At 69.6% G+C, this 21,344-nt stretch carries 22 protein-coding genes; 6 read left to right on the top strand and 16 right to left on the bottom strand.

Annotated elements, in window-relative coordinates; translation table 11 throughout:
• Nucleotides 1–4: 4 nt before the first annotated feature.
• From DFR50_RS01175 to ruvC, 12 genes are all read right to left on the bottom strand, one after another.
• Nucleotides 5–781, bottom strand: coding sequence for an MDR/zinc-dependent alcohol dehydrogenase-like family protein (locus DFR50_RS01175; RefSeq protein WP_113887345.1), 777 nt, complete (start codon nucleotides 779–781; stop codon nucleotides 5–7).
• Nucleotides 782–783: 2 nt separating this feature from the next.
• Nucleotides 784–1,707: an ABC transporter permease subunit gene (locus tag DFR50_RS01170; RefSeq protein ID WP_113887344.1), complete on the bottom strand. Its 924-nt coding sequence runs from the start codon at nucleotides 1,705–1,707 to the stop codon at nucleotides 784–786.
• A complete protein-coding gene (locus DFR50_RS01165) occupies nucleotides 1,697–2,710 on the bottom strand; it encodes an ABC transporter permease subunit (protein WP_113887343.1) in 1,014 nt (337 codons plus the stop codon). The genes DFR50_RS01170 and DFR50_RS01165 overlap by 11 nt, the downstream gene beginning before the upstream one ends.
• Before the next feature lie 57 nt (nucleotides 2,711–2,767).
• The gene (locus DFR50_RS01160; protein ID WP_113887342.1) at nucleotides 2,768–4,351 is read right to left on the bottom strand and encodes an ABC transporter substrate-binding protein; all 1,584 of its coding nucleotides are present in this window, start codon (nucleotides 4,349–4,351) and stop codon (nucleotides 2,768–2,770) included.
• A 137-nt stretch (nucleotides 4,352–4,488) separates the two neighbouring features.
• On the bottom strand, nucleotides 4,489–4,800 hold the full coding sequence (locus DFR50_RS01155; protein WP_113887341.1) for a DUF167 family protein: 312 nt from the start codon (nucleotides 4,798–4,800) through the stop codon (nucleotides 4,489–4,491).
• The gene (locus tag DFR50_RS01150) at nucleotides 4,797–5,750 is read right to left on the bottom strand and encodes a site-specific tyrosine recombinase XerD (protein ID WP_113887340.1); all 954 of its coding nucleotides are present in this window, start codon (nucleotides 5,748–5,750) and stop codon (nucleotides 4,797–4,799) included. The genes DFR50_RS01155 and DFR50_RS01150 overlap by 4 nt, the downstream gene beginning before the upstream one ends.
• Before the next feature lie 334 nt (nucleotides 5,751–6,084).
• On the bottom strand, nucleotides 6,085–7,119 hold the full coding sequence (gene ruvB / locus DFR50_RS01145; protein WP_113887339.1) for a Holliday junction branch migration DNA helicase RuvB: 1,035 nt from the start codon (nucleotides 7,117–7,119) through the stop codon (nucleotides 6,085–6,087).
• Nucleotides 7,112–7,705: a hypothetical protein gene (locus tag DFR50_RS01140; RefSeq protein WP_113887338.1), complete on the bottom strand. Its 594-nt coding sequence runs from the start codon at nucleotides 7,703–7,705 to the stop codon at nucleotides 7,112–7,114. The genes ruvB and DFR50_RS01140 overlap by 8 nt, the downstream gene beginning before the upstream one ends.
• Nucleotides 7,706–7,741: 36 nt before the next feature.
• Nucleotides 7,742–8,128, bottom strand: coding sequence for a type II toxin-antitoxin system VapC family toxin (locus DFR50_RS01135; RefSeq protein WP_113887337.1), 387 nt, complete (start codon nucleotides 8,126–8,128; stop codon nucleotides 7,742–7,744).
• Nucleotides 8,128–8,340 carry an AbrB/MazE/SpoVT family DNA-binding domain-containing protein gene (locus DFR50_RS01130; protein ID WP_113887336.1) on the bottom strand — a complete coding sequence of 71 codons (213 nt, stop codon included), beginning with the start codon at nucleotides 8,338–8,340 and terminating at the stop codon, nucleotides 8,128–8,130. Before DFR50_RS01130 ends, DFR50_RS01135 begins: the two co-directional genes overlap by 1 nt.
• A 45-nt stretch (nucleotides 8,341–8,385) precedes the next feature.
• Nucleotides 8,386–8,997, bottom strand: a complete 612-nt coding sequence (gene ruvA / locus DFR50_RS01125; RefSeq protein WP_113887335.1) for a Holliday junction branch migration protein RuvA — start codon at nucleotides 8,995–8,997, stop codon at nucleotides 8,386–8,388.
• The gene (gene ruvC, locus DFR50_RS01120; protein WP_113887334.1) at nucleotides 8,994–9,497 is read right to left on the bottom strand and encodes a crossover junction endodeoxyribonuclease RuvC; all 504 of its coding nucleotides are present in this window, start codon (nucleotides 9,495–9,497) and stop codon (nucleotides 8,994–8,996) included. Before ruvC ends, ruvA begins: the two co-directional genes overlap by 4 nt.
• 1,506 nt (nucleotides 9,498–11,003) lie before the next feature.
• Between ruvC and DFR50_RS01115 the strand changes: the two genes are divergently transcribed.
• The 3 genes from DFR50_RS01115 to DFR50_RS01105 all read left to right on the top strand — a co-directional run bounded on the left by DFR50_RS01115 (nucleotide 11,004) and on the right by DFR50_RS01105 (nucleotide 13,740).
• Nucleotides 11,004–11,792 (top strand): creatininase family protein, encoded by a 789-nt coding sequence (locus DFR50_RS01115; protein ID WP_113887472.1) that lies wholly within the window; start codon nucleotides 11,004–11,006, stop codon nucleotides 11,790–11,792.
• Complete coding sequence (locus DFR50_RS01110; protein ID WP_245427233.1) at nucleotides 11,789–12,475, top strand: ribonuclease HII; 687 nt, start codon at nucleotides 11,789–11,791, stop codon at nucleotides 12,473–12,475. The genes DFR50_RS01115 and DFR50_RS01110 overlap by 4 nt, the downstream gene beginning before the upstream one ends.
• A gap of 80 nt (nucleotides 12,476–12,555) precedes the next feature.
• Nucleotides 12,556–13,740: a site-specific DNA-methyltransferase gene (locus DFR50_RS01105; protein WP_113887333.1), complete on the top strand. Its 1,185-nt coding sequence runs from the start codon at nucleotides 12,556–12,558 to the stop codon at nucleotides 13,738–13,740.
• On the opposite strand, the gene prmB is transcribed toward DFR50_RS01105, so the two are convergent.
• The 3 genes from prmB to DFR50_RS01090 form a co-directional block, all read right to left on the bottom strand.
• Nucleotides 13,737–14,675 carry a 50S ribosomal protein L3 N(5)-glutamine methyltransferase gene (prmB, locus tag DFR50_RS01100; RefSeq protein WP_245427231.1) on the bottom strand — a complete coding sequence of 313 codons (939 nt, stop codon included), beginning with the start codon at nucleotides 14,673–14,675 and terminating at the stop codon, nucleotides 13,737–13,739. The two genes, DFR50_RS01105 and prmB, sit on opposite strands and share 4 nt — an antisense overlap.
• Nucleotides 14,676–14,857: 182 nt before the next feature.
• A complete protein-coding gene (locus tag DFR50_RS01095; RefSeq protein ID WP_113887332.1) occupies nucleotides 14,858–15,616 on the bottom strand; it encodes an enoyl-CoA hydratase-related protein in 759 nt (252 codons plus the stop codon).
• Nucleotides 15,613–17,403, bottom strand: a complete 1,791-nt coding sequence (locus DFR50_RS01090; RefSeq protein WP_113887331.1) for an acyl-CoA dehydrogenase family protein — start codon at nucleotides 17,401–17,403, stop codon at nucleotides 15,613–15,615. The genes DFR50_RS01095 and DFR50_RS01090 overlap by 4 nt, the downstream gene beginning before the upstream one ends.
• A 107-nt stretch (nucleotides 17,404–17,510) precedes the next feature.
• Here DFR50_RS01090 and DFR50_RS01085 point away from each other — a divergent pair, with 107 nt between their 5' ends.
• Complete coding sequence (locus DFR50_RS01085; RefSeq protein WP_113887330.1) at nucleotides 17,511–18,497, top strand: L-threonylcarbamoyladenylate synthase; 987 nt, start codon at nucleotides 17,511–17,513, stop codon at nucleotides 18,495–18,497.
• Nucleotides 18,498–18,597: 100 nt separating this feature from the next.
• Nucleotides 18,598–19,497: a LysR family transcriptional regulator gene (locus DFR50_RS01080; RefSeq protein WP_113887329.1), complete on the top strand. Its 900-nt coding sequence runs from the start codon at nucleotides 18,598–18,600 to the stop codon at nucleotides 19,495–19,497.
• A gap of 48 nt (nucleotides 19,498–19,545) precedes the next feature.
• On the opposite strand, the gene DFR50_RS01075 is transcribed toward DFR50_RS01080, so the two are convergent.
• Nucleotides 19,546–20,283: a HugZ family pyridoxamine 5'-phosphate oxidase gene (locus tag DFR50_RS01075; protein WP_113887328.1), complete on the bottom strand. Its 738-nt coding sequence runs from the start codon at nucleotides 20,281–20,283 to the stop codon at nucleotides 19,546–19,548.
• A 345-nt stretch (nucleotides 20,284–20,628) separates the two neighbouring features.
• On the opposite strand from DFR50_RS01075, the gene DFR50_RS01070 reads away from it, so the two are divergent.
• The gene (locus DFR50_RS01070) at nucleotides 20,629–21,327 is read left to right on the top strand and encodes a response regulator transcription factor (RefSeq protein ID WP_113887469.1); all 699 of its coding nucleotides are present in this window, start codon (nucleotides 20,629–20,631) and stop codon (nucleotides 21,325–21,327) included.
• Nucleotides 21,328–21,344: the final 17 nt, after the last annotated feature.

Here is a 21,344-nt window from a genome sequence, read left to right as displayed (position 1 = left end):
AGGGTCAAGGCGACGCCCCGGTCGCTCGAAGTGTGGGAGTTTCACATGCTGAGGCCCATATTGCCGCCTGTGTGAAGGCGGCGGCCAGGCTTGAAACCGGCGACTGTACGACAAAGAACGCCGCGACACATGCGCCGACGATCGCCGCAAGAACCGCCGACCCGCCGAGCGCGCTTTTCCACAGCGCCCAGCGGAGGGCAGCTTTCGCCTTCCGGGCCGTGCGCTCGACGTCTCTTCCGATGACGTTCCACAGCATGGCTATGATTTCCAGCTGACGACGCTGACTGAGCTTCAGGAAGGCGTCCTCGCGAAAGTCGAGCAACTGGTTGGTGAGCGAGACGCTGGCTGAATAGTAGGCGACGATCGCCTTGATGACTCCGCTGGGCAGGAGCGGAAGGGAATCAATCGCCTTCTCGTAAACGGGGTTGCCCGGAACCGTGGCTACATAGGGCGCGAGCGGCTTGTAAGGGCCAAGCTCCCCTTTCAGCCCCTTGATGAAGTCTCTGGCGCGGTCCGGAATTTCGCCCTCGGGCGCCTCTCCCGGGTAATAGACGGCTTCGGCCTCGGAATTGCTCGCGATCTCCGCCAGCAGCGCCTTCATCAGATCGCGTCGCCGGACGAAGCGATCAAAGACCCATACGCACCACCCGAGAAACCGGTTCGCGAGCCACGCGAGGACGCCGCCGAGAAGCACCAAGGTCGGGCCGACAGCCTGAATCGTCGGGGCGGCCGCTTTGACGATCGCGATCAGGTCAGGGATCTTGGCGCAATCAACGGCCATGCCTATCCCCGCCGCATCTTCGGGTCGAGCGCGTCGCGCAGGCCGTCGCCGGCGAGGTTGATCGCCACCACCGTGATCAGGATGGCGAGGCCCGGCAGGGTGACGATCCACGGGTCCGAGCGAATGAACTCGCGCGAGTCGGCCAGCATCGAGCCCCATTCCGGGGTCGGCGGCTGGGCGCCGAGGCCGAGGAACCCGAGGCCAGCCGCCTCCAGGATGGCGTCGGACACGCCGAGCGCCGCCATCACGATCAGCGGCGCGAGACAGTTCGGCAGTACGGTCGACCAGGCGAGCCGAAACGGACCGACGCCCGCGACCTTCGCGGCGGTCACGTAGTCCTTGTTCAGTTCGCCCAGCGCCGAGGCCCTGACCAGGCGCACGTAGCGGGGCAGGTAGACGATCGTCACCGCCACGATCGTGTTGGTGAGGCTCGGCCCCAGCACCGCGACGACCAGAATCGCCAGCACGAGGCTCGGCACCGCCATGATCAGGTCCATCAGGCGCGTCACCGCCGTGTCCACCACCGGTCCCGTCATCGCGGCGGCGAGGCCGAGCGCGGCGCCGATGACGAAGGACACGCACATGACCGAGAAGCCGATGAACAGCGACACCCGCGCGCCGTAGATGAGCCTCGAGAGCATGTCGTGGCCGTCGCCGTCGGTGCCGAGAATGAAGCGCCACGACCCGCCGGTCTCCCACACCGGCGGCGCGCGCACGGCGTCGCGGAACTGCTCGATCGGCGAATAGGGCGCGACGAGATCGGCGGCCAGCGCCAGCATCAGCACGAGGCCGAAGACGGCGAGCCCGAAGGCCGCGCCCTTGTTCTCGCCGAACGCCGACCAGAAGGCCGCGAGCGGCGACGGCTGCGCCAGCACCGCGGCCGCGCCGCTGTCGCCGGACTCCGAGGCCGTCACGTCAGCGGCCATGACGGATCCTCGGATCGACGGCGCCGTACACGAGGTCGACGACCAGATTGACGAGAATGACCACGGCCGACACGAGCAGCACGCCGCCCTGCAAAGCCGGATAATCGCGCCGGCCGATCGATTCGATCAGCCACTTGCCGACGCCGGGCCACGAGAAGATGGTCTCGGTCAGCACCGCGCCGGCCATCAGGCCCGAGACCGAGAGGCCGATCACCGTCACGACGGGCAACAGCGCGTTGCGCAGCGCGTGGACGCCGATGACGCGGCCGGGCGACAGCCCCTTGGCCCGGGCGGTGCGCACATAGTCCTCGCCGAGGACCTCCAGCATCGAGGAGCGCGTCATGCGCGCCACCACCCCGAGCGGAACGGTGCCGAGCACGATCGCCGGCAGGACGAGGTGCCTGAGCGCGTCGAGGAAGGCGCCCGGCTGGTCTGACAGCAACGCGTCGACGGTCATGAAGCCGGTCGGCTGGTCGAAATAATAGGTGATGAGGTCGATCCGGCCGGACACCGGCAGGAGGCCGAGCCGGACCGAGACGAACATGATCAGCAGCAGGCCCCACCAGAAGATCGGCATCGAGTAGCCGAACAGCGAGACCGTCATCAACGCCTGATCGAACACGCTGCCGCGCTTGACCGCCGCGATCGCGCCCGCCGGCACGCCGACGATCACGGCGAACGCCATGGCGAAGAACGACAGCTCGAGGGTCGCGGGAAACAGCGTCAGGAATTCGGTCAGAACCTTCTGCTGGGTCGCGAGCGACACGCCGAAATCGCCGTGCAGAAGCCGCCAGACGTAGTCGAGGAACTGCCGCCACACCGGCAGGTCGAGACCGAGCTCGTGGCGGAAAAACGCCAGCCGCTCGGGCGAGATCCCGTGCTCGCCGACCCGCACCTCGACCGGATCGCCCGGCACCAGCCGGATCGCGATGAAGGTGAGGAACATCAGCGCGAGAAAGGTTGGGATCGTCAGCGCGAGACGGCGGAGGAAATAGGCGAGCATGGCCGTCCCGAATGGCTTGAGGGCCCGGCCGAAGGCCGGACCCTGTTGCGCGCTGACCTACTTGATGTCCACGCCTTCGAACATATGCGTGCCGAGCGGGCTCTGCTTGTAGCCCTCGACATTGGCGCGTATCGCCTCCGACACGATCGAATGCGCCAGCAGCAGCTCCGGCGCCTCGTCGTGCTCGATCTGCTGCATCCGCTGGTAGAGCTTCGCCCGCTCCGCCTGGTCGGCGACCGTCCGCGCCTTGACCAGAAGGTCGTTGAATTCTGCATTACACCATTTTGGAATGTTGTTCTCGGCCGCCTTTCCGCCCGGGCAGCCGAGCAGGAAGAAGAAGTTGTCGGGATCGCCGTTGTCGCCGGTCCAGCCCATCTGCCCGGTCATCGACTCGCCGTTCTCCAGTCGCTTGCGGTACTCGCCCCACTCGTAGGTCTGGAGCCGGGCGTCGACGCCGATCTTGGCGAGATCGGCCTGCATCATCTCGCCGATGCGCTTGCCGTTGGGATTATAGGGGCGCGCGACCGGCTGGTACCAGAGATCGATCTCGAGCGGCGTTTTCACCCCCGCGGCGGCGAGCAGCGCCTTCGCCTTCTCCGGGTCGTAGGGCACGTCCGGGATCTTGGCGTCGAACGACCACATGGTCGGCGGGATCAGCGTGGTCGCCTTCTCGCCGGCGCCGAGATAGACGTCCTTGATGATCGCGTCGCGGTCGATCGCCATCGACAGCGCTTCCCGCACGTCCTTCTTGTCGAACGGCGGCTTGGCGGTGTTGAACGCCCAGTACGCGATGTTGAGCCCCGGGGACTGCAACACCTTCAGCGTCGGGTCCTTCTGCATCTCGGCGAGGTCGGCCGGGCGCGGATAGCCGTTGATGTGGCATTCGCCGGCCTTGAGCTTGGCGTAGCGGGCGGTGGCGTCGGGGGTGATGGCGAAGACGAGGTCGTCGACCAGCGCCTTCTCGCCGTAATAATCCTTGTTCGCCTTGTAGCGGATGACCGAATCCTTCTGGTAGGCGACGAATGCGAACGGACCGGTGCCGACGGGGGCCTGGTCGAACTGCTCCGGCGTCCCCTTCTTGAGCAGGAAGTCGGCGTATTCCTTCGAGCCGATCGCCATGAAGTCCATCGCGAGGTTGGCGAGGATGGCGACGTTGGGCTCCTTGAGCTTCATCACCACCGTATGGTCGTCGGTCTTGGTCACCGAATCGAGCAGGGCCGGCATGTCCATGTCGTTGAAGTAGTCGTACTTGCCGCCCGAAACCTTGGCGTAGGGGTGGTCGGGCTTCCACTGCCGCTCGATCGACCAGATCACGTCGTCGGCGTCGAACGCGCGGGTCGGCTTGAAGTCCTTGAGCGAATGGAACTTCACGCCCTTGCGCAGGTGGAAGGTGATCGTCCTGCCGCCGTCGGCGATGTCCCAGCTTTCCGCGAGCCCGGGAACGACTTCGGTCGTGCCCCGCTTGAACTCGGTCAGGCGGTTGTAGACCGGCCGCGCCGCGTCGAAGCTGGTTCCGGTGGTGTTGACCGCCGGGGTGAAGTTTTCGGGACTGCCCTCGGAGCAGTAGACGAGCGTCTTCGCGGAAGCCGCGCCCGCGACGAGCGCCGCGAGCGCGACGCTCGCGATCATGACCGATTTCATTTCCGTCCTCCTGACCGACCGCTTCCCTGAAACCGCGTCGCTCCCCGGCGCGTCCCTCGCGCCGACGCCCGGCAATCGACCGCATCGAAATCCTTTTTCCGCGGAAGCGCAATGGCGCGCGCATGCGGTCGGTTGTCTCAAAGCGCCTCGAGCCGGGCGATCAGCGCCGCGGGATCGCCGCCGACCGCGACCTGTTTCAGCCGGCTCTTCGCGCCGCCGACGAGTTGGACGCGCGACGTCGGCGCATCGAGCGCCTTGGCCAGGAGGCCGCGCAGCGCGTCGTTGGCGCGTCCGTCCTCGGGCGCGCTGCGCACCCGGACCAGAAGCACGCGCCGTCCGTCGGAAAGACGCGCCACGCCGTCGATCGCGTCGCGCCCGCCCTTGGGCGTCAGGCGGCAGGCGACGACGACGCCGTCGGGCGCGGCGCGCCACGGCGCATCGTCCGTCATCGGGGTTCGACCTCCCCGTCGTTCATCGGATGCAGATCGCGCACCATCGCCTTGGCGCGCTCGTCGAGCACGTGGGTGTAGATCTGCGTGGTCGAGATGTCGGCGTGGCCGAGCAGGTCCTGGACCACGCGCAGGTCGGCCCCGTTCTGCAGCAGGTGGCTGGCGAAGGCGTGGCGCAGGACGTGCGGGCTGATCCGCGCCGCGGGGATGCCGGCCGCCGCGGCCGCCGTCTTGAGGTCGCGGGCAAAAGCCTGGCGCGTCAGATGGCCGCTCTCGCTCGCGGCCGGAAACAGCCACGGCGAGGCGGCGAGGCCCGGCGAGGCTTCGGTCAGCAGCCTCCGGTAGACGGCGAGCGCAGCGCGCGCCGGATTGGAAATCGGGGCGAGCCGCTCCTTGCCGCCCTTGCCGCGCACGGCGAGGAAGGGCTCCTTCGTCCGCGCCGCCGCTTTGGGCAGACCCAACGCCTCGGAAATGCGCAGGCCCGAGGCGTACAGGAGCTCGACCAGCGCCGTCATGCGCGCCAGCGCGAGGCGCTCGCGCAGCGGCCGTTCCGCGTCGTCGAGCCCCTGCCGGGCGGCCTCGATCAGACGCGTCATGTCGTCGACCGTCAGCACCTTCGGCAACGGCCGGCCGCGGCGCGGGCCCTCGATCGCGACGGCCGGGTTGTCCGCCCGCATCCCTTCGGCATAGAGAAACTTGTGGAACTGCCGGATGGCGGACAGCCGGCGGGCGAGCGACGCGGCCTTGAGGCCGGCCTCGCCGCAGGCGGCGAGATAGGCGCGAACGTCCGCCGGGCCGACGGTCAGCTCGGTCCGGCCCTGGTTCGCGAGGCGCGCCGTGTAGTCGGTGAGGTCGCGCCGATAAGCCTCGATGGTATGGGCGCTCGCGCCGCGCTCGGCGGCGAGCGCCTCGAGGAAAGACGCGACGCGATCGATCCGCCGCGCGGTCATGGGGCGTGCCGCGGCTGCGAGCTCGTCGCCCGGACCCGGACGCCGCCGCGGGGGGCGACGGCATCGGGCAAGCGCAGCTCCCCAGCCGTCGCGTTTTTGGCGACTGCCCCCTCCACCATGCTTCGCATGGTCCCCCTCCCCCGCCTCCGGCAGGGGAGGAAATCAGGGGCGCCGGCGTTTTCCTCCCCCGTGAAGCGAAGCGAAACGGGGGAGGGGGACCGTCCGAAGGACGGTGGAGGGGGCGGCGCCGCCGCGAGGTCGGCGGTCACCGGGAAACGGAAAAACCTCTGCAGACGTTGGCCGTGCGACGGCGGCGGGGCGGACGGGGATCGGGTCATTCGTCGTCGAACATGTCGAGTTCACGGCCCTCGCGGCGCGGCTCGGCGAGGCCGAGGTGGCGAAAGGCGTGCGGCGTGAGCAGCCGCCCCCGCGGCGTCCGCTGCACAAAACCCTGCTGGATGAGGTAGGGTTCGATGATGTCCTCGATCGCGTCGCGCGGCTCCGAGAGGGCGGCCGCGATCGTCTCGACCCCGACCGGCCCGCCGCCGAATTTCAGCGCGATCGCGTCCAGATAGCGCCGGTCCATCTGGTCGAGGCCGATCGAATCGACGTCCAAGAGCCGCAGGGCCGCGTCGGCGAGCGCGCGCGTCACTTCGGCCGCGCCCTCGACGACGGCGAAATCGCGCACCCGCCGCAGCAGCCGGCCGGCGATGCGCGGCGTGCCGCGGGAGCGCCGGGCGATTTCGTTGGCCCCTTCGTCCGAGAGCCCGATGCCGATGACGCGCGCGCCGCGCGCGACGATGCTCTGCAACTCTTCGGCGGTATAGAAGTTGAGCCGCACCGGGATGCCGAACCGGTCGCGCAGCGGCGTCGTCAGCAGGCCGGCGCGCGTCGTCGCGCCAATCAGGGTGAATCGGGCGAGGTCGATCTTCACCGACCGCGCCGCCGGCCCGGCGCCAATGATGAGGTCGAGCTGAAAGTCCTCCATCGCCGGGTAGAGGATTTCCTCGACCGCCGGGTTCAGCCGATGGATCTCGTCGATGAACAGGACGTCGCGCGGCTCGAGATTGGTCAATTGCGCGGCGAGGTCGCCGGCCTTGGCGATCACCGGCCCCGAAGTGGAGCGGAAACTGACGCCGAGTTCGCGCGCCACGATCTGCGCCAGCGTGGTCTTGCCGAGGCCCGGCGGGCCGACGAACAGCACGTGGTCGAGCGCCTCGCCGCGCGCCTTGGCCGATTCGATGAACACCTTGAGGTTCTTGCGCGCCGCCTCCTGGCCGGTGAAATCGGCCAGCACCTGCGGGCGCAGCGCCGCGTCATCCTCGGGCCGTTTTTCGGCGGAGATCAGGCGGCGCGGGGCGTCAGCCATCGACCGCCCCCCCGGACGTCGCGGGCGGCGGGGTCGGCTGCATGGTCAGGCCGATCAGGCTCGAGACCATCGCGCAAGCGAGGCCCGCGACCGCGCCGGCCGCCACGAAAGCGCGCACGAGCCCGGTCCCGATCGAGGCCGTCGCCGCCCGGTCAGGCTCGGTCAGGCTGATCGAGTGCAGGACCGGCGCGTCGAAGTCGGTCTGGAACATCATGTCGAGCGTGGTCCCGAGCGCCGCCAGGCGAAGCGCGACGGCATAGGCCACGAGGCCGCCGATCACGGCGGCTGCGAGCGCGCGCGGCCAGCGCGGCGGCGCGGCGGCGTCCCAGAGCGCGTACAGGACGCCGGTCGCCGCCGCCGGCCCGAGGCCGATCACATAAGCGGGAAACAACAAAATCCAGTGGCCGAACAGCATCCCGGCCACGGCGGCGAAGGCGAACCCCCCCGCTGACGACGCCGGGGCCTCGAGGAGCGCCGCGACGGGCAGGAAGGTCGCGCCGCCGACCGGCGGCCCGATCGCCGCGAACACGAACGCGATGCCGAGAAAGGGCGCGAGAAAGCGCCGGGGCGGGGCGGGAGCGGTCATGGCTCCCGCGCCCGGAGCTGACGGCGGAGGGAAACGTCAGTCATCGACAGGCGCCTTGCGGACATAGGTCACGTTCGGCAATTCGGCGAAGTGGGCGTCGCAGGTCAGGAGATCGGCGCGCGCGTCGCTCGCCGTGGCGTAAATGACCGCGTCCGCCATGGCGAGTTTGTAGAGCGCCGCGTAATCTGCGGCTTTCGTGGCGATGTCGGTCGTCAGAGGCGCGACCACGAGCTCCGTGGTGAACGCCAGGACCCGGGACGCCTGCGCGTCGGACGCCTCCCGCATAAGCCAGCGCGCCAGCTCGTACTGAACGACCGTCGGCACGACCCACTCTTCGTTGCGAGGCAACTGGGGAGCGAGCGACTCTCCGAGCGCGGAGCCCCGCATCCATTCGATCCAGGCGGATGTGTCGACGACCCGCATCAGAAGCGGTCGTTCCGGTCGCGATATCCCTCGGGGTTCGCTCCGCGCGCCATCCCCTGAATGTCTTCGCGCTCCGGCACGGGAACGATCATCACGCCGTCGAGCTTGGCGATAAAGGCGACCTTCTGCCCCGGCCGCAGGCCCATTCGCTCACGAACTTCCTTCGGGATGGCGATCTGGAACTTGGATGACACGGTCGCTGTGGCGGACATTCGCCTTACCTGTTGATGATCGATCTCAATATCGCAAAAACCCGGCTATTGCGCCAGCGCCTTCAGGCCCGCCCGGATCAGCGTCGCGGTCTCGGCCTCGGCGCCGAGCGCCGCGGACGCCTTTGCGATCGCCGCCGCCGCCTGCGGCTGCGCATAGCCGAGGCCGACGAGCGCGAGGATCGCGTCCTGCGCCGCCTTGGGCAGGGCGGAATCCCGTTCGACCTCCCCCGGCGCCATCGCGAACCCGGCCGCGCCGGCGGGCGCCTTGTCCTTGAGCTCGAGCACCAGCCGCGCCGCGAGCTTCGGCCCGACGCCGGGCGCGCGCGCCATCGTCGCCTTGTCCTGGCGGGCGATGGCGGAGGCGAGCGCGTCCGCCGTCAGCGCGCCGAGAATCCCGAGCGCGACCTTGGCCCCGACCCCCTGCACGCCCTGCAACAGGCGAAACCAGTCCCGTTCGGCGGCGGTCACGAACCCGTAGAGCTTGATCGCGTCCTCGCGGACGTGGGTCTCGATCAGGAGTTCGGCGGGCTCCCCGCGCGGCGGCAGCGCCCGGAGCGATCGCGCCGAGGCGGCGACCAGGTAGCCGACGCCGTTGACGTCGAGGATCAGCTCGTCCGCGTCGACGCTGTCGACGATGCCGCGCAGCTTGCCGATCATGCCGCGCCCCGCGCTCGCGCCGTGCGGTGCTGGGCATGGCAAATGGCGACCGCGAGCGCGTCGGCCGCGTCGGGACTCGCCGCGTCGGACGCCGGCAGAAGCATTTTCACCATCATCGCGACCTGAGTCTTCTCGGCGTGGCCGACGCCCACCACTGTCTTCTTGACCAGGTTGGCCGCGTATTCCGAGACGGGCAGGTCCCTGATCGCCAGCGCCGCGATCGCCGCGCCGCGCGCCTGGCCGAGCTTCAGGGTGGATTGCGGATCGCGATTGACGAACGTCTCCTCCACCGCCGCCTCGTGCGGACCGTTCGCGATGATGAGGTCGGTCAACGCGCAATGGATCACGGCCAGCCGCTCGGCGAGCGACTCCTTCGCATCGGTGCGAATCGAACCGCAGCTCAGGAAGCTCAGCCGCGAGCCGACGGACTCGATCAGCCCCCAGCCGGTGTTGCGGAGGCCGGGATCGACGCCGAGAATGCGAATCGCACCGAAGGTCATGGAGAACTTCTATACGAAATCGCGGACGGCGGGAGGCGCGGCGCCCGTCGGCGCGACCGAGCGCCCGTTCCGCCGCCGTCCTCCCGAGGGGTTGGGGAAAACTGCGGGCGGACGCCCGACAATCGCTTCTGGAAAGCAGAAGGATGTGCTAGCCTTCGAATCACGGCCGCCCTGCGAGCCGCGTTGATCCCGCGCCGCCGCCGGTCGGCGGAACGCTTCTGAAGGGTTCTCGACCATGGCGAACGGAGGGTTGGCGACGCCTGAGGTTCGGCTGCCGCCGTGGGCCGGCGCCCTCGCGCCTGCCGGCTTCGCCGCCCGTCCGGCGGCCCCGGCCGTTGCGCGGGGCGCGGGGATTCGGAACCGAAATGGGTCACAAGCTCTTGAAAAGTCCCGTTTCCGGAGCCGGAGAGGCGCCCATCGCCGGCCCGCGTCAGAAACGCCGTCATCGCGAGGCGCGAAGCGACGTGGCGATCCAGGGGGCGCGGCCAAGGTCTGGCGTATGCCGGGCCTCGCCGCGTTTCAACGTCGGCGCAGGCGGCCCCTCGATCGCCGCGTCGCCCTTGGGGCTCCTCGCGAGGACGCCGAAAAGCGCAATCGCCTCGGCGTCGACGACCGCCCGTCCTTCCCGAGGCGCGCCAAGGCTTGGGTGTTACGAGTGGCGTTACTCCCAACCCCGTCATTGCGAGGAGCGAAGCGACGAAGCAACCCATGCCACCGCTTGCCTCCTGCGGAAAAAATCGCTCCGTCTTCTGCTCGCAACGAAGGGCGGCGGGACGATCAGAGGGCGCAACAGCGGCCCAGCGGCCCTGGATCGCTTCCCCCCGGGCTCTTCGACCCGGGGGTCGCTCGCGATGACGGCGCTGTTCGCTGCCGGCTTGGGAGTTACCGAGTGGCAGGTTTAGGCAGCCAAGCGTCTGGAATCGTTGCGTCGGCGCCAGGATGGTCGGCGCGGCCGACGATCTCGCCCCCTGTCATCCCCGCGCAAGCGCGAGCCGATGCACACAGGTCTTTTCCTTGCGCGGCGCGGGGGCGTTTCCCCCTTCTCCGCGAAGCGGGGAAGGTGTCGCGAAGCGACGGATGGGGTGTGGGCCGCTTCATCGGCGCCGGACGGATTGCGCGACCGTCGCCGTCAACTTGTCGCCGCGGGAATCCTGCTTTCCACACCCCATCCGGCCCTGACGGGCCACCTTCCCCAGCAAAGCTGGGGAAGGGTGCGCGCGTCCAACGGATATGTGCATCAGCTGGCGCGCAAGCGGGGTTCCGGAAGGCCGGGCGGACGAGCCGTGTCGCATTTGAGCCGACCGCCTCGGCCTCGGCCCGGCGGCTCTGGATGCCCGCCTCCGCAGGCATGACAACGTCGGCCGTCGCGTCGGGTTGCGAATGGCGCCGCAACGGCCTGAAAACGCTCGATCCCGGGTTGCGACTGGCGCGCGGGCGGACTGCTCGCTGCGCCGCGCCCAGCGGAAGGGGAAGCCTGTGACGCTGCCGACACGCTACTGGGCCGACATGACCTGGCGCGACTTCGCCCGCGCCGACATGGGCCGCGTGATCGCGGTCCTGCCGGTGGCCGCGATCGAGCAGCACGGCCCGCATCTGCCGCTCGGCGTCGACGCCGCGATCAACGAGGGCTACGTCGCGCGCGCAGCGGACATCCTGCCGCAGGACCTGCCGGTCCTGTTCCTGCCGACCCAGGTCGTCGGCGTGTCGGACGAGCACGCCGGCTATCCCGGCACGCTGACGCTGTCGATCGAGACCGCCATCCGCGCATGGACCGACATCGGCGACAGCGTCGCCCGGACCGGCTGCCGCAAGCTCGTGGTGATGAACTCCCACGGCGGCAACGGCGCGGCGATCGAGGCGGTCGCCCTGCGCCTGCGCATGCGCTGGCGGATGCTCGCGGTCCACGCCTCCTGGCGGCGGCTCGGCTATCCGGACAATCTGTTTTCGCCGCGCGAGACGACGCACGGAATCCACGGCGGCGATTCCGAGACCTCGCTCATGCTCGCCTTCCGTCCCGATCTCGTGCGGGGGGACGAGGCGCGCGATTTTCCCAGCGCGGCCGAGGAGATCGAGCGCGAGTTCGCCCTCCTGCGGGCAAAGCCGCCGCTCGGCTTCGCCTGGGCGGCGAGCGATCTCAACTCGGCCGGCGCGGTCGGGGAGGCCGACCGGGCGACGGCGGAAAAGGGCGAGGCCGCCGCGGCGCACGGGGTGCAGCGTTTCATCGCGCTCCTGCGCGACGTCCACGCCTTCGACCTCGCCCGGCTCGCCGCCGGGCCGCTGGAGCATGAGCCGTGAGCGGACCGCATTTCGACTTCGAACGCGAGGCGATGGCGGGCGGCTGCCGCTTCGTGGCGGGCGTCGACGAGGTCGGGCGCGGCCCGCTCGCGGGGCCGGTCGGGGTGGCGGCGGTCATCCTCGATCCCGACGATCTGCCGGAGGGTCTCGATGATTCGAAGGCGCTGCCCGAGGCGAAGCGCGACGCGCTCAAGGCGGTCATCTTCGCCAAGGCGATCAGCGTCTCGGTCGCCTTCGCCAGCGCCGAGGAGATCGACCGATACAACATCCGCGGCGCGACGCTGCGCGTCATGGCCCGGGTCGTTGCGGCCCTGCACATCCGCCCCGACCTCGTCCTGATCGACGGGCGCGACGTTCCGGACGGGCTCGTCTGCCGCGGGCGGCCGATCATCGGCGGCGACGCCCTTTCGATGTCGATCGCCGCCGCCTCGATCGTCGCCAAGACCACTCGGGACGCCTTGATGCGCAACCTCGGGCGCGACTTTCCCGGCTACGGCTTCGACGGCCACGCCGGCTACGCCACCGCCTTCCACCGCAAGGCGCTCACGAGCCTCGGCCCCTGCCCCTACCACCGGCGTTCGTTCCGCCTGCGCGGCGAGGGGGCGGACGCGGTCGGGAGGGGCGATCTCGCCCCGACGGGGCCGGCGTCCGAAAACGACACAACGTCAACCGCCCCCGCATAACCGGACCTTTACCTCAATGCGGCCATAACGGGCCCGCCGGCTCGAAGCGCGCCGGCCGTTGCGTCGAGTGGTTCGTGTACATGCGTACCTTGCGTGCCGGAGCGTCGCGTCTCCCCGCCCAGATTCAGGTTGTGCGTACTGGCGCCGGCGGGACGACACGCCCGGCCGCAATCGGTCCCGCGCCGCGCGATGCGATTGTCGTCGGCGAGTGCGTGGCCGAGATGGACAGACTGCCGGCGGGCTCGGTCGATCTCGTGTTCGCCGACCCGCCCTACAATCTCCAGCTCGAAAACGCCTTGTCCCGGCCGGACCAGAGCCTCGTCGACGCGGTCGACGACGACTGGGACAAGTTCGTCGATTTCGCCGAATACGACGCCTTCACCCGGGCGTGGCTCGCCGCCGCGCGCCGGGTGATGAAGCCGAACGCCACGATCGTCGTCATCGGCTCCTACCACAACATCTTCCGGGTCGGGTCGATCCTGCAGGATCTCGGCTTCTGGATCCTGAACGACATCGTCTGGCGCAAGACCAACCCGATGCCGAACTTCCGCGGCCGGCGCTTCACCAACGCCCACGAGACCATGATCTGGGCGGCGCGCGGCCAGGACGCCAAGGGCTACACCTTCAACTACGAGGCGCTGAAGGCCGGAAACGACGATTGCCAGGCGCGCTCCGACTGGCTTCTGCCGATCTGCACCGGCGGCGAGCGCCTCAAGGACAAGGCGGGCCGCAAGACGCATCCGACACAGAAGCCGGAAGCCCTCCTCGCCCGGGTTCTGATCGCGGCCTCCAACGCCGGCGATCTGGTGCTCGATCCGTTCTTCGGCTCCGGCACGACCGGCGCCGTCGCGCGAAGGCTCCGACGCTCCTACATCGGCATCGAGCGCGATCCGTCCTACGCCGCGGCGGCGCGCGCGCGCATCGCGGCGGTGGAGCCGCTCGACGACGAAGCCGTCGCCATCGCCCCGACCCGTCGCAACGAGCAGCGCATCGCCTTCGCGAGCCTGGTCGAAACCGGCGTGGTGGCGGCCGGCGAGCGCGTCTTCGACGCGCGCCGACGCCATTGCGCGCTCGTGCGCGCCGACGGCACGCTCGCCGCCGGCCCCGCAATCGGCTCGATCCACAAGATCGGCGCGCTGGTCCAGGGGCTGCCCGCCTGCAACGGCTGGGCGTTCTGGCACGTCGAGCGGGGCGGAGACCTCACCTCGATCGACGTTTTTCGGGCGGACGCGCGCGCGAGCCTGCGCGAGGCCGCCGGTCTTTAGCCCTTCTTCTTCGCCCGGGGCCTCGCAGCGCCGAAATCCGACGCGCGCAAGAGAAAGACCTCGCCCTCGCTGTCTTCTGTGTCGAGCCAGACGAACGGAAGGTCGGGATACTCGCTCAAGAGACGGTCGCGGCCCTGGCCGATCTCGCAGATCAGGGCGCCGTCCTCGGTCAGGCGCCGCGGCGCCTCGGCCAGGATGCGCCGCACGACGTCGAGGCCGTCTTCGCCGCCCGCATGGGCCATGCGCGGCTCGGCCGCGTATTCGGGCGGAAAGGCGGCGAGCGACTCCGCGTCGACATAGGGCGGATTGGTCAGGATCAGGTCGTAACGCTCGTGCTTGAGCGGACCGAACAGATCCCCCTCGAGCAAGCGAATGCGGTCGGCGAGGCCGTGCTCCACGACATTGCGCTCGGCGACGGCGAGCGCGTCGGCGGACAGGTCGACGGCGTCGATCGCGGCGTTGGGAAAGACCCGCGCGGCGAGGACGGCGAGCGAGCCGCCGCCGGTGCACAGGTCGAGGACGCTGGAAATGTCCTCCGGATCGTCGATTGGAGACTCGTCGTCGGACAAGGTGGTGATCAGGAGTTCGCCGATGAAGCTGCGCGGCACGATGACGCGCTCGTCGACGTAGAAGGGGACGCCCTGGATGTAGGCGCGGTTGACGAGATAGGCGGCGGGTTTGCGCGTGGTCACGCGCGCCTCGATCAACGCGTCGAGCCGCGTCCGCTCGCTTCTGAGCAGCTTGGCGTCGAGGAACGGGTCGAGCGTGTCGATCGGAAGATGCAGCCCTTCGAGGATGAGATAGGCCGCCTCGTCGAGCGCCGTCGTCGCTCCGTGACCGAAGGACAGGTTTGCGGCGCGGAAGCGGCCGATCGCGTGACGCAGCCAGTCGCGCGGGGTTTCGAAGAGGTCTATGCGTTCGTCGAGCTCGGTCACGGAAGCCCCCCTTGGAAAGCAGCGCCAGGCGCGCGGGATTCCGACTTGTGGCTAACCGATTTCAGGCGGACGCGGCAAGGTGTCGATTCCGCGCGTCTCCAGAGCCGGGTGCGGCGCTCGTCCCGCCAGACGTCCAGCCGGTCGGCGCCGCCGTCGCCCACCGGCGAGAGGGGCGCTCGCCGCTATCGCTTCGCGCCGGCCATGAAAGCCATGAACGCCGCCCGCGCCTCGGGAGACGCCAGCGCGGCGGCGAAGGCGGCGCCCTCCTCGGCCATGCGCGCCTTCAGCGCCGCCGGATCGCCGCGCAGGAGGCGGCGCGTCGTCATCAGCGCCGACCGTGGCTTGGCGGCGAGCGCCGCGGCCTTGGCGGTGGCGTGGGCGAGAAGCGCCTCCGGCGGGACGAGCGCGTTGACGAGACCGAGACCGAGCGCGGCCTCGCCGTCGAACGACTCGGCGAGCATCAGGACCTCGGCCGCCTTCGCTCGCCCGAACCGCTGCGGGACGAGCAGCGACGAGCCGGCTTCGGGGACGAGGCCGAGATCGACGAAGGGCATGTGGAACCGCGCCGCCGGCGTCGCGTAGACGAGGTCGCAATGGAAGCACAGCGTCGTTCCGACGCCGACCGCGAGACCGTCGACCGCGGCCAGGAGCGGCTTCTCGAACTCGGCGAGCCGGGCAATGAAGCGCGCGGCGGGAAGGGTCGCGAAGTCACGCGCCGAGGCGGCGAACGACAGGAAGTCGGCGATGTCGTTGCCAGCGGTGAAGACGCCGCCGCGGCCCGCGAGCACCAGCGCGCCGATGTCGGGGTCGCGTCCGGCCGTGTCGAACGCCTCGATCAGCGCCTCGTACATGGCGCCGGTGATCGCGTTCTTCTTCTCTGGGCGCGCGAAGGCGGCGACGAGAACCGCCCCCTCGCGCCGAACCTCGACGCCCGCGCTCATATCGCGTCCGCCAGCACGGCTTCGTAGGCGCTGAGCGGCGCGGCGCCCGAGACGATCGAGCGGGCGAGACCGGGCGCGACCGGCAGGAGCTTCTCGGCGTAGAAGCGGGCGAGCGCCACGCGGGGGAGTTCGCTCGCGTCGCCGTCGGCGGCGAGCGCCTCCCCCGCGAGTCCCGCTTTCGCGAGGCAGGCGGCGCCGAGCGTCAGGCCGAACAGGCGCAGATAGGAAGACGCGCCCGCAAGCGCCGACTCGCTGTCGCTCGCCAGCCACTTCTGCATTTCTCTCGTCGCCCCGTCGAGGGCCTCGGCCGCCTCCGAGAGCCGTCCGGCCGTCGCGCCGAAAGCGCCGCCGCCGCTCTCCGAAACGGCCCGGGCGACATCGTAGATCCAGTTGATCTGGTTGCGCACGGTCGCTCCGCCGGCGAGCGGCAGCTTGCGCAGCGCGAGATCGATGCCATGGATGCCGTTCGCGCCCTCGTAGATCGCGGCGATCCGGGAGTCGCGCATGTGCTGCGCAGCGCCGGTCTGCTCGATGAACCCCATGCCCCCGTGCACCTGCACACCGAGCGACGCCGCCTCGTCGCCGAGGTCGGTCGAAAACGCCTTGGCGATCGGGGTCAGGAGCGCTGCGCGATTGGCGGCCTCCGTTCGCTCCTCCTCCGTCCGCCCATGACTGGCGAGGTCGAGCGCCGCGGCGGTCAGGTGGCAGATCCCCCGCGCCGCGTGGACGTAGCCCTTCATCGTCATCAGCATGCGCTGCACGTCGGGGTGCTCGATGATCGGCGCCATGCCGTCGCCGCCCTTGCCGCTGCGGCCCTGCCGCCGCTCGCGGGCGTATTCCAACGCCTGCTGATAGGCGCGCTCGGCGATGGCCACGCCCTGCGTGCCGACGGCGAGCCGGGCCGCGTTCATCATGACGAACATGGCCGCGAGTCCACGGTTCTCCTCGCCGACGAGCCAGGCCTTGGCGCCTTCGTTCTCCCCGAAGATCATCACGCAGGTCGGCGAGCCGTGGATGCCGAGCTTGTGCTCGATGCTGCCGCAGCGCACGTCGTTGCGAGCGCCCAAAGTCCCGTCCGCGTCGACCAGAAACTTCGGCGCGAGGAACAGCGACAGTCCCCGGGTGCCGGCCGGCGCGCCGGGCAGTCGGGCGAGCACGAGATGGACGATGTTCTCGGCCATGTCGTGCTCGCCATAGGTGATGAAGATCTTCTGGCCGAACAGACGGTAGGCTCCGTCGTCGGCGCGCTCGGCGCGCGTCCTGACCGCGTTGAGGTCGGACCCCGCTTGCGGCTCGGTCAGATTCATCGTGCCGGTCCAGCGTCCGGCGATCATCGGCTCCAGGTAGCGGTCAAGGAGTTCGCGCGCGCCGTAGGTCTTGAGCGCGCCGATCGCGCCCTCGGTCAAGAGCGGGCAGAGGGCGAAGGCCATCGAGGCGCCGTTCCAGATCTCCGTGCAGGCGACATTGACGAGGTGCGGCAGGCCCATGCCGCCGAACTCGGCCGGGGCGGAGACGCCGCCCCATCCGGCCTCGGCCCAGCGCCGATAGGCGTCGGCGAAGCCGGGAGGCGTCGTCACGGCGCCGTTCTCGTAAGCCGCCCCGACGGTGTCGGCGGTTCGGTTGAGCGGAGCGATCTCCTCGGTGGCGAATCGGCCGGCCTCGGAAATCACGGAGGCGAGGGTGTCCCAGTCGAAGTCCCCGTCCAGCTTCCCCGCGATCAGCTCCGGCAGGCCCGCGACGGCCTTGAGGGAGAACAGGATATCTGAGACAGGGGATCGGTAGGTCATCGGGGTTCCTCCGCGCGTTCATCCAGCATCGTTGCGCCGCTTGATAAGCCAAACCCGAGCGCGTTTAAATAGCGACCATTCACGCAAAGCTGCGATGGGAAGCAAGTATGGCGGGCAATCGCCGAACGACCGAACGCAGTTTCGCGACGCCCGAGGCGATCGCGGCGGCGGCGCAATGCCTTCGCCGGGGCGGCCTCGTCGCGATGCCGACCGAGACCGTGTACGGTCTCGCCGCGGATGCGACCTCGGACGAGGCGGTCGCCGGGATCTACGCGGCGAAGGGTCGTCCCACCTTCAATCCGCTGATCGCCCATGTCGGCGGCGTCGAGTCGGCGAAAGAGCAGGCGAGATTCGACGCCGACGCTGAGCGGCTCGCGCGCGCCTTCTGGCCGGGGCCGCTTACGCTGGTCCTGCCGGCCGCGGCGACCTGCAGGGTCAGCCTCCTTGCCCGCGCGGGGCTCGACTCGATCGCGCTGCGCGCGCCGGACCATCCCGTCGCCCGCGCGCTGATCGAGGCGGCCGGCCGGCCGCTCGCGGCGCCTTCCGCCAACGCCTCCGGCCACGTCAGCCCGACCGACGCCGACCATGTTCTCGCCGACCTCGATGGCCGGATCGACTGGATCCTCGACGCCGGGCGCTGCCGGCACGGGCTCGAGTCGACGATCGTCGCCTGCCTCGACGGGGGGCCGACGCTGCTGCGCCCCGGCGCCCTGCCCCGCGAGGCGATCGAAGCGGCCCTCGGGCGCCCCCTCGCCACGCGCGCCGCCGGCGCGCCGGACGCGCCGCGCGCCCCGGGGCAGCTCGTCTCGCACTACGCGCCCCATGCGCGGCTTCGGCTCGCGGCGCGCGCCGTTTCGCCGGAGGAAGCGGCGCTCGACTTCAACGGCGCGCTCGCCGGCGCGCCCTGCCGCGCTCGCCTCGATCTTTCGCCGCGGGGAAATCTCGTGGAGGCCGCCGCGAATCTGTTCGCCTGGCTGCGGGCGCTGGACCAGTCGGGCGCATCAATCATCGCCACGGCGCCCATTCCGGCGTCCGGCCTCGGCGCCGCCATCAACGATCGGCTGCGGCGCGCCGCGGCGCCGCGCGACCTCTGACCCCCGGGTCCTAGGACTTTGTCGCCGGGCAGGCGGGCTTGCGAAGCCTCGACCGGCGGGGCAGGGTGAGCGACAAGGGGTGCAACCGATTGTCGGTGCGATGGATTCGGCGCTGAGCTGGGACGAATTCCGACTGGTCAAGGCGATTGCCGACACGCGCTCGCTCGCCGGGGCCGCCGCCAGGCTGGGCCTGAACCACTCGACCGTGTTTCGAAGGTTGGCGGCGCTCGAAGCCACCGTCGGCGCGCCGCTGTTCGAGCGCTCGCGGGCGGGCTACGACCTGACCGCCGCTGGTGAGGAAATGACCGCGCTCGCGAATGTGATGGCCGATTCGATCGTGGAGTTCGAACGGCGCGTCGCCGGGCGGGACGTCAAGCCGACGGGCCGGCTCCGCGTGACGACCGTGGAGGCGATCGGCCAGCGGTTCCTACCGTCGATCCTCGCGCAGTTTCAGGCGCAGAATCCGGGCGTGGTCACCGACCTCATCCTGTCGGAACGGGAACTGAACCTGTCGCAGCGGGATGCGGACGTTGCCATCCGGGTGACCAACGATCCGCCCGAAACCCTGGTCGGCCGACGTATCTCCACCGTCCGGTGGGGGGTGTATTGCCGGCGCGACAATGCCGAGCAAATCGGCTCGGGGCCGGTCGACTCAATCCCGTTCGTCGGGTTCTCCGACGATTTCGGGCCGCCGGTCGGTCGTCGGTGGATCGAGGCCACGATCCGTCCAGAGCGACTCGCAGCCCGCGTGAACTCGATGCATGCCGCGCTCGAACTCGTCGCCGCCGGCTTCGGCGCCGCGCCGCTGCCCTGTTTCCTGGGGGACCAGAACACGTCCTTAGCGCGTCTCGGTCAGCCGCTCAGGGAATGGGATCTGGGCTTATGGATCCTGACCCACTCGGATTTGCGCCGCTCGGCCCGGGTTCGCGCGTTCATGGATCTGGCCGGCGCCGAACTGGCGAGGCACCGCCGCGCGATCGAAGGCGCGGAAAGCGATTGAAGCTCCGGACGCCGTCGCGGGAAACGGCCTTTGTCCGGCAGTCGCGGGTCATCCGGCACGCGCGCCGGACGCGCGGACGAAATGCGCCCGCCACTCGGCTTCGTCGCTCGCCGCGGCGGCAAACTGCACGCGCGCAGGCCGCCCTCCCGCCGCTAAATCGAGTCCTTCGGCGTCGAGGCCGACCGCCCGCCAAGCCTGTCGGCCGCCCGCCTCGTGGCCGACGAGGCGCGCCAGCGCCTCGTCTCCGAACGCGCCGACCCAGTCGATCAGGCGGCTCTCTGCCTCCGCCAGCGCAGTTTCCGTCCCGCGGCCGATCAGGATGTCGGCAGGTGTCAGCAGATCGGCCCGGCCGAAGCCGCCGTTGAAGTGAACCGCCTCGACGGTGAGCCGGAAGAAGGCGAAATCGGTGAAATCGGCGTAAAGCTTCGCTTTCGGGTTGCGCTGAAGGTAGCGCGCGCGGACGTGCGGCGACGAAGCCTTGTCGACGCGGCCGTTCAAGGAGATGCGGGGATGGTTCAGCGGGTCGCCGCGCTCCCGCTCTTCGGTGAGAAGCAGCGAGGCGCGCGGATCGGCGGCGAGATGCCGGGTATGGCGCGCGAGCGTCGACATCAGGAACAGCGGCGCGCCGTCGAAGTCGCTGGCCACGCCGACCAGGGTCGTCAGCGGAGCGCCCACGGCCGGATCGAGCGTCGCCAGCGCGCCGGTGCGGGCGAGCCGCATCAGCCGCTTCGCGTCGGCGACGGCCTCGGCGTGCACGGTTTCGGGATCGACGGGAGGCTTCGCCATGAGGATTCCAGAGCTGACGCGATGACGGCAGCAGAAACACAAGCTGTGCGACGGTCAAGCGAATATTATACTCTTTCCTATCGATAAGCTCAGGTCCCTTGCTCGACTGCGCCAAAGAGGCACCCAACTCCTTGATTTTCTTGAGCACGCCGCTAAATAGCGCAGAGGGGACGCCAGACGGCGGCCTGCGGCTCGTTTACCGCCGTGGGGGAGCCTGTCGACCGCGCTGAACCGGCCGCTGGGATTTTCCAGAAATGGAACACATTTCAGCCGCGAACGGTTATGATGGTGCGCCCGCGCCCCACGCGCCAGCAGGCGGCGCGATTCGAATGCAACGGAAACCTCATGCCTACGATCGCCCTGGTCGATGACGACCGCAACATCCTGACTTCCGTGTCGCTGTCGCTGGAGGCGGAGGGCTACCGGATCCAGACCTACACCGACGGCGCGACCGCTCTCGAAGGCTTGAAGTCCAACCCGCCCGACCTGGCCATCTTCGACATCAAGATGCCCCGCATGGACGGCATGGAGCTTCTTCGCCGCTTGCGGCAGAAGTCGGACCTTCCCGTGATCTTCCTGACCTCCAAGGACGAGGAGATCGACGAACTGTTCGGTCTCAAGATGGGCGCCGACGATTTCATCCGGAAGCCGTTCTCGCAGCGCCTTCTGGTGGAGCGGGTGAAGGCGATCCTGCGCCGCTCGAGTCCGAAGGACGCCGTCGCCCAGAAGGAGACAGAAGCCAAGATCCTCGAGCGCGGGCGCCTGAAGATGGATCCGGAGCGGCACACCTGCACCTGGGACGGGACGCCGGTGACGCTGACCGTCACGGAGTTCCTGATCCTGCAGGCGCTGGCGACGCGGCCGGGCGTGGTGAAGAGCCGCAACGCGCTGATGGACGCGGCCTACGACGACCAAGTGTACGTCGACGACCGCACCATCGACAGTCACATCAAGCGGCTGCGCAAGAAGTTCAAGGTCGTCGAACCGGAGTTCGAGATGATCGAGACGCTCTATGGCGTCGGCTACCGGTTCAAAGAAGGCTGAGCGAGCGGCTCGGGGCG

The organism is Roseiarcus fermentans, assembly GCF_003315135.1.
Classification (GTDB): Bacteria; Pseudomonadota; Alphaproteobacteria; order Rhizobiales; family Beijerinckiaceae; genus Roseiarcus; species Roseiarcus fermentans.
Note: the sequence above shows the minus strand (reverse complement) of the source record. Positions and strands in the feature narration are given on the sequence as shown.

Bases quoted from the DNA above. Each gene is read 5' to 3' on its own strand.
- DFR50_RS01175 (WP_113887345.1), bottom strand. From the start codon at position 781: ATGGCCGTTGATTGCGCCAAGATCCCTGACCTGATCGCGATCGTCAAA.
- DFR50_RS01170 (WP_113887344.1), bottom strand. From the start codon at position 1,707: ATGGCCGCTGACGTGACGGCCTCGGAGTCCGGCGACAGCGGCGCGGCC.
- DFR50_RS01165 (WP_113887343.1), bottom strand. From the start codon at position 2,710: ATGCTCGCCTATTTCCTCCGCCGTCTCGCGCTGACGATCCCAACCTTT.
- DFR50_RS01160 (WP_113887342.1), bottom strand. From the start codon at position 4,351: ATGAAATCGGTCATGATCGCGAGCGTCGCGCTCGCGGCGCTCGTCGCG.
- DFR50_RS01155 (WP_113887341.1), bottom strand. From the start codon at position 4,800: ATGACGGACGATGCGCCGTGGCGCGCCGCGCCCGACGGCGTCGTCGTC.
- DFR50_RS01150 (WP_113887340.1), bottom strand. From the start codon at position 5,750: ATGACCGCGCGGCGGATCGATCGCGTCGCGTCTTTCCTCGAGGCGCTC.
- ruvB (WP_113887339.1), bottom strand. From the start codon at position 7,119: ATGGCTGACGCCCCGCGCCGCCTGATCTCCGCCGAAAAACGGCCCGAG.
- DFR50_RS01140 (WP_113887338.1), bottom strand. From the start codon at position 7,705: ATGACCGCTCCCGCCCCGCCCCGGCGCTTTCTCGCGCCCTTTCTCGGC.
- DFR50_RS01135 (WP_113887337.1), bottom strand. From the start codon at position 8,128: ATGCGGGTCGTCGACACATCCGCCTGGATCGAATGGATGCGGGGCTCC.
- DFR50_RS01130 (WP_113887336.1), bottom strand. From the start codon at position 8,340: ATGTCCGCCACAGCGACCGTGTCATCCAAGTTCCAGATCGCCATCCCG.
- ruvA (WP_113887335.1), bottom strand. From the start codon at position 8,997: ATGATCGGCAAGCTGCGCGGCATCGTCGACAGCGTCGACGCGGACGAG.
- ruvC (WP_113887334.1), bottom strand. From the start codon at position 9,497: ATGACCTTCGGTGCGATTCGCATTCTCGGCGTCGATCCCGGCCTCCGC.
- DFR50_RS01115 (WP_113887472.1), top strand. From the start codon at position 11,004: ATGACCTGGCGCGACTTCGCCCGCGCCGACATGGGCCGCGTGATCGCG.
- DFR50_RS01105 (WP_113887333.1), top strand. From the start codon at position 12,556: ATGCGTACCTTGCGTGCCGGAGCGTCGCGTCTCCCCGCCCAGATTCAG.
- DFR50_RS01095 (WP_113887332.1), bottom strand. From the start codon at position 15,616: ATGAGCGCGGGCGTCGAGGTTCGGCGCGAGGGGGCGGTTCTCGTCGCC.
- DFR50_RS01090 (WP_113887331.1), bottom strand. From the start codon at position 17,403: ATGACCTACCGATCCCCTGTCTCAGATATCCTGTTCTCCCTCAAGGCC.
- DFR50_RS01085 (WP_113887330.1), top strand. From the start codon at position 17,511: ATGGCGGGCAATCGCCGAACGACCGAACGCAGTTTCGCGACGCCCGAG.
- DFR50_RS01080 (WP_113887329.1), top strand. From the start codon at position 18,598: ATGGATTCGGCGCTGAGCTGGGACGAATTCCGACTGGTCAAGGCGATT.
- DFR50_RS01075 (WP_113887328.1), bottom strand. From the start codon at position 20,283: ATGGCGAAGCCTCCCGTCGATCCCGAAACCGTGCACGCCGAGGCCGTC.
- DFR50_RS01070 (WP_113887469.1), top strand. From the start codon at position 20,629: ATGCCTACGATCGCCCTGGTCGATGACGACCGCAACATCCTGACTTCC.